Genomic DNA, 6,242 nt, shown 5'->3' on the forward strand with positions numbered 1-6,242 from the left:
CTGCTGAACAGCACCCGCCTGGCCGACTGGTAACATACACGGGTTTTGCTTTGCACAGCCCCGGCGCGCGGCCGGTTATGGGCGCTCGGAGGATACGAGCGTCCTGCATCTGCGCGAGCTCTCGCTCGAACCATGTGTTCAGCCCCCTCTGCATCCATCGCGTGCACCAGGCCAAATGGTCGCACAATCCGCAGGAGAAAGCTGCCTATTGAAGAATTTACCTATTAATGCCCAGTCACTTAATAGTTGGCAGTGGTTCTATAATTTACTCGAACACGATTTCCGGAAGCACGACTTCCCATCTGTCGCGCTGGATGTGAATCCTGTACTCCTCTTGGTTGTCGGTCTTTTTCCAGATGACGATGGCGCCGATAATGCCGCGGACAAACTTGCAATCATCCGGCGGTGACCAAGCTTTGGCCATACGGCCCAGTTGCACGCCGTTCCGGTCCTCTATTATCCAGTTTTGACCGTTGTGACGCAGTTGTATCGGGTCGCCGACGCGGGCAGCGGCGATGGCCGCAATCGATGGGTTTCCGTGGCGCAGGCGGCCTGCCCAGGACAGGTCCACCACTGCGAGGTCGGGGACCTGATAGGCGGCATTGACCAGGGACTCTTGCGCAACACTGGGCGGTGCCTGGCGGCGCAGGGCAATGGTCCCGTCACCCGGCACGAAGGCATGGGTGCCGGCGGCCATGATCGTCAGACTGCGGCGGGCGCGGGTCATGGCGACATAGAATAGCCGGCGGGGGGCGTCGGCATCCTCATTGCGGGATGGTTTATCCCAACCGCCGTCGAGAATGACGACATCTTCGAATTCAAGCCCCTTTGCCCGGTGCGCGGTGAGCAGGAGCAGGCCACGCTGCTCACTCCGCGCGTCGCTGGCCCATTCGGCAAACCACTCGACGATGTCGGGGCTCGGCATGGCCTGGCTGGCGAGTTCCCGCGCAAGCGCCGCCAGACCCTCCGCGATGAGATCGGTCCAGGCATTAGGCGTGATGGCATTCAGCGCCAAAACCATGTCGGCAATGGTCATCATGCCTGTCGGTGCGGCCCGCACCGCATCGATGAAGAGCTGCATTTCACGCAGGCGCCAGATGCTGGGCAGGCTTTCATTGGCCATTTCAACAGGAATGCCCTGCGCTTCGGCATAGGCACGCACTGGCTCCAGGCGGCGCCAGTCGCGGGCGATGATGGCGGCATTGGCCCAGTTCCAGTCTGGATCCAGACGTGAGAGGCGCACCAATTCATCGATGGCGGCCATGGCCTGTGCCAGATCGCCGGATGGCGCATGGAGAAGCTGGACCCGGCCGCGCACGACAGGGTCGAGCGACGCCATGTCACCACCCGGGTGCTGGTTGCGGCGCCTTCGGTCGATGACGATGTCATGGCCCGATTTCATGCGATCCCGCGCCGGGGCAATCACCGTGTTGGCGGCAGCGATGATGGCCTGCGTCGATCGATAGTTTTCGATGAGAAATTCTGGCCTTGCATTGTAGTCGCTCTCGAACTTGCGGATGAAGTCGATCGAGGCGCCGGCAAAGGCATAGATGTTCTGGTCGTCGTCGCCGACGGCAAAGAGGCTGAGCTTCTGATCGGCATCTTCCAGCGAGCGGCCGGCAATGGCCGAGATCAGGGCATATTCCTCGGGTCCGATGTCCTGATATTCGTCCACCAGTATCCAGCGATAGCCTTGGATCAGCGTCTCGCGCACGGCCTCAGCTTCAGACTTGCTCAACCCCTCGCCGTTCAGCTGACGCACCGCTTCTAGCACGACACCGTCGAAATCGCGGATGCCGGTCTGTGTCCCGGCAAAGCTGGCGCCGACCAGCCGCATGGCCCAGGCGTGGCAGGTCGAGACGGTGACCGCATTGGCATCGTCGCCGATCAGATGACGCAGGCGGATGCGGATTTCGGATGCGGCGTGGCGATTGTAGGTGAGAACGAGGATTTCCCGCGGATCTTCGCGCCTAACCCGGATGAGATAGGCAATACGATGGACGAGGACGCGCGTCTTGCCGGAGCCAGGACCCGTGGTCTGACGCCTGAGTTCCATGCCCTTTCCTGGCATCCAGCGGCGCATGAAGGCCTCGCGGTCGAGCACGAAATAGTCTTCGGAAAGCCGGACAGCCTCTCTGATCTCCTGCAATCCCTTTTCGGCATAGGCAGCCATGACATGGGTCTGCGCCGTCTGCTCGGCATAGTGCTCATCGAGCGGGATAAAGTCCTTCTGCGTGAACTGGCCACCACCGGGATTGAGGTGCACCGTCATGGCCGGGCGGAAGATGGTGAGGCCCTTGCCCAGGGTCACTATTTCCTGTTCGTGCAGCCAGAGCAGCGCGCGCTCCATCAGCCGGGGCATTTCCTTGACGCTGCTGCTGCGCAGGAAAGCGTCGCCCGTCAGCGTGGCCAACAGATCGCCCATGGTCGTTTCGACCTGGATATCCTTGCCCCGCGTGCCCCTCGCAACCTTGCCGAGCAGGTGAGCGAGCAGAAGCTCCGCCCCCTGATGCCGAATAGAGGCCGTCTGCTCAAGCGCCTGCCAGGAGCGCTGCAGGGTCACGGCAAGAGTGGTGCGCGACAGCGTGCGCAGCCGCAGATTACCCTTGCCGCCTTCCTGGTCGCGGCCATCGCGCCCCATGCCACGAATGAGCTTCTCGACATTGCCAGGACCGACGGTGGAATGCCCATGATCGCGCAGAGCCTGGCAGGTGGCGGGCAGATTGAGAGGCACACCGATCTCGCCCTCGGCATCGGGCGCCGCCTCGCGCATCATGGCGATAAGATCGGTTTCCAGGCGCGATGCGAGCTCGAAGCGATGGCGCGAATAGCCGTCGCCGCCGACATGGACGAAAACCGTAATCGCCGTGTCATTGCGGGCGATGCCCAGCGCTTCGAGATCGGACATGGCCTTGTTGAGCGCACCGGCAGCAAAGCCGCTGGCGCCGCTGAGTTCGTCTGTAGTGACGCCCTGATCGGGCGGCGCATTGATGAGGTGGCGGACCAGATCGAGAAGCCTGTTCCGGTTGGCGTCGGTCATATTTGCCTTCGCCAGGATCGCCTGGGCCTCGGCGATCGACCTGACTCGGAGCGAGGAGGGAAAGATCTGGACCCGGTTCTCTTCACGGGCCAGCAGGGCTGCCTCCTCAAGCCAGGAGATTGCCGTCTTGACGCGTGTATCATCGGTGGCCGTCTCGCGGGCGAATTCCCGATCGCGCTCGGCGTGGACGATCTCTCCGGATGTGGCCACGACCTTGCCCGATTTGCGGGTGCGCTCATCCATGCGGCGGATGGCTTTCAGGATGGCGCCGATTTCATGCCGGGCAAGGCGGGAGCGGGCCGAGAGCGAGAACTGCCGCTCTACATCCTCGGATGCATAGAGCAAGACGCAATCTGCATGGTCGCGGTCGCGGCCGGCGCGACCGGCTTCCTGCAAATAGTTTTCCAGCGAGCCGGGAATGTCACCATGAACGACGAGGCGAATATCGGGTTTGTCGATGCCCATGCCAAAGGCATTGGTGGCGGCGATGATGCGCAGGTCGCCGGTCCGAAAGCGTTCCTGGATGGCGCGCTTCTCATCCGGCGGCAGGCCAGCGTGAAAGTGCTCGGCGGCCAGGCCCTGCTGCTTGAGGAAGCCGGCGACCCGCTCGGTTTCGGCGCGAGTCGCGCAATAGACGATTGCGCCGGAGGCCCCTTGTGGCGGGAGCTTGTCCTCGATGACATCGAGAATATCGGCCAGCTTGGAGGCCTTGTTGGTTTGCCGCACGGCAAAGCTGAGATTGGTGCGCACCGAACCGCCATCGAGCAACTGCAGGTCGATACCCAGGCGGGTCTGGAAATGGTCGCGTATGTCGCGCACGACCTCGGGCTTGGCGGTGGCAGTCAGGCAAAGGACCGGCGGTGGCGACTGATCGCCTGCGCTCTCCTTTATGAACCGGCCGACATAGCGATAGTCGGGGCGGAAATCGTGCCCCCATTTCGAAACACAATGGGCCTCGTCCAAAACCCAGAGGCCAATTTCGCGCTGCGCCAGGATGGTGCGGACGGAGACGCTGCGCAATTGCTCGGGCGAGATCAGCAGCATGGACGCTTCACCCATCCTGACCTTGTCAAGGGCATCCTGCCGCTCCGGCATGGAGAGAAGGCCATTGATGGTGACGGCCGAGGCAATGCCGGAGCGTTCCATGCCCTGCACCTGGTCGGCCATCAGGGCCACGAGGGGCGAGATGACCACGGTCAGCGCCCCCGTCTTGTCGAATTTGGACAAGGCCGGAATTTGGTAGCAGACGGATTTCCCCGTTCCGGTGGGCAGGATGCCGAGCAAGGACGCGCTTCTCATCGTTTCATCAACGATGCGCTCCTGCAGCGGACGCCCCATGTCGTCGACGGGTTCTGGCCTGAAACCATCGAAGCCAAACCAGCGTGACAGGGCCGTTACCGGATCGTTCTGTTCCCGGCACCATGTGCAGGCCGGATCATCGCATGCGCTATCCCGAAGGTCGCGCACAATCTGGGCGGCCTCAGGAAACGTCATGCGCACCCAGGGCGGCATGACGGATTCGCCACCGGCGACGAGAATCCAGGACAATGCGTAGGCTGTCGGCCAGCCGCGCTGCGGGTTGGAAAGGCGTTGCAGAAGCTGTCTTGTTCCCGAGTTGCAGGCGCGCCCACCGAGGAGGCGGAGAATGCTCTGCTCCGCCTCGCTGAGGCTTGGCGCCTGCGCCTCCCGCACATGACGGAAGACGGCGTCGAAGCCGGCCGACTGTTCGGCTCTGGTGGTCAGGAAATGATAGGCGCTGACAGCATCTGGCTGGTCACGGTCAAGCTGCCGAAGCGCAGCAAGCTGGTTGCGCAATACGTCGAACACCAGCCGCGCATCCATTTCAGGATCATTCACATGGCCGCTCTGGAGGCGACCATCATGATAATGCTTGACCAAATGGTGGTACGGATTGCGTGGGAAGGCCAGCGGATTGAGCCACAGCGTGTCGATTGGCGCAGAGAACAGCTTCGCCAACGCTGGCCGGACTGCCGCAAGGTGTGGCAGGTCGTGTCGCAGGATATTATGCCCGAGCAGGTATAGGTCATCTGGCGCAAGGCGCTCGAGGCTATCAAGACCCTGCTCAATCTGGCCCGCGCCGGCGATAATCGAGGCTGCGGCATCTGAAGAAACGGCCGCAAATGCAAAAAGCACCCCGGTCGCCGGATTGACCTCAATGTCGATGGACAGGCACTGCTGCAACAGGTCTTGATTTGGCTCGTTCATACGGCAGTTGCGACCCGGTGCATGAGACGTCTAGCGCAGGAACGAGGGCCTGCAGAAACACATTGATAGTGCGCAGTGGGCATCTAAGGCGAGATAAATTCTTCGATGTTGTCCCGATTATTCAATACATGTGGGCACCGTTGATCAGTTAACCGTTCGCTCAGAGCAGCGAGTTCTCACACAGCCTCGGATCGGAAGCGGTCTGGTTGCGACGCCTCCCCTTCCAAATGAGGTGGATGGCTCCCGCTCACGGCATCTGGGTGCCCAGTGGGTTTGCTATCAGGCTCCCCGACAGATGAGAGGCTTCGGGCGAACTCAGGGTGGCGCCCAATCTGATTTCCTGGACGCCCTGTACTGCGGGAGCAGCAAGAGCCGGCAACGCGTAGGAACGCTATTGGCCAATGACTTGGCATCGGAGTAAGAAAGGAGAATCAAGTGTCCGGCGCGCCAACGAATATTGATGCTCTTCACTCCACAAGAAGAAATACATAATTTATGGGACGATTTATCAGACTTCGAGCTTAGTCAATCGAAGACGGCGATCATGCATCTGATGGCTCGCCTTTCCGAATTCGGCGGCGTCTGGAATGCAACTTGGGCCGGAGCCATCCGCATGGAAGGCACTGAGGAAACCGACCAGTTGCGCGGCTGGCGGGTGGTCGCCAGCGAAGCGCTTCACCCGATCCCGCTACAGTCCGAGGGCAAGCACATGGCGGGTGTGATGGAGGTCTGGGAGCGCCGGGACATCGATCCGTCCTTCCTGATCCCCCTCAGGAATGTCGGCACCTTCCGGACCTATTCGCTGCGTCGGGATTTGCCGGCAAGCTGGTTCGACACGCCATTTTATCGAAAATATTATGGCTTTTGCGATATATATGACGTGGCCTTCGTCGCCTTCCCCCTGAACGACGCCAGCGAGTCGCATTTCGCCTTTTATTCGCATCATCCGATCCCCGACGAAACATTTGCGCTGCTG

The 6,242-nt window shown here is 61.3% G+C and carries 3 protein-coding genes; 2 read left to right on the forward strand and 1 reads right to left on the reverse strand.

The genetic code is table 11. The annotated features are described in order from the left end of the window. Positions 1–265 precede the first annotated feature (265 nt). Positions 266–4,732, reverse strand: a complete 4,467-nt coding sequence (locus tag VDP82_RS12485) for a RecQ family ATP-dependent DNA helicase (protein WP_323015175.1) — start codon at positions 4,730–4,732, stop codon at positions 266–268. On the opposite strand from VDP82_RS12485, the gene VDP82_RS12490 reads away from it, so the two are divergent. Beyond that, on the forward strand, positions 4,733–5,083 hold the full coding sequence (locus VDP82_RS12490) for a hypothetical protein (protein WP_323015176.1): 351 nt from the start codon (positions 4,733–4,735) through the stop codon (positions 5,081–5,083). A gap of 643 nt (positions 5,084–5,726) precedes the next feature. Then, positions 5,727–6,242, forward strand: a 516-nt coding sequence (locus tag VDP82_RS12495) for a hypothetical protein (protein ID WP_323015174.1), incomplete at its 3' end; no start/stop codon positions are given.

The sequence above is a fragment of the Devosia sp. genome, from assembly GCF_034675085.1.
GTDB lineage: Bacteria > Pseudomonadota > Alphaproteobacteria > Rhizobiales > Devosiaceae > Devosia.

Coding starts and splice junctions, on each gene's coding strand:
- VDP82_RS12490 (WP_323015176.1), top strand. CDS start 4,733: ATGACGGAAGACGGCGTCGAAGCCGGCCGACTGTTCGGCTCTGGTGGT.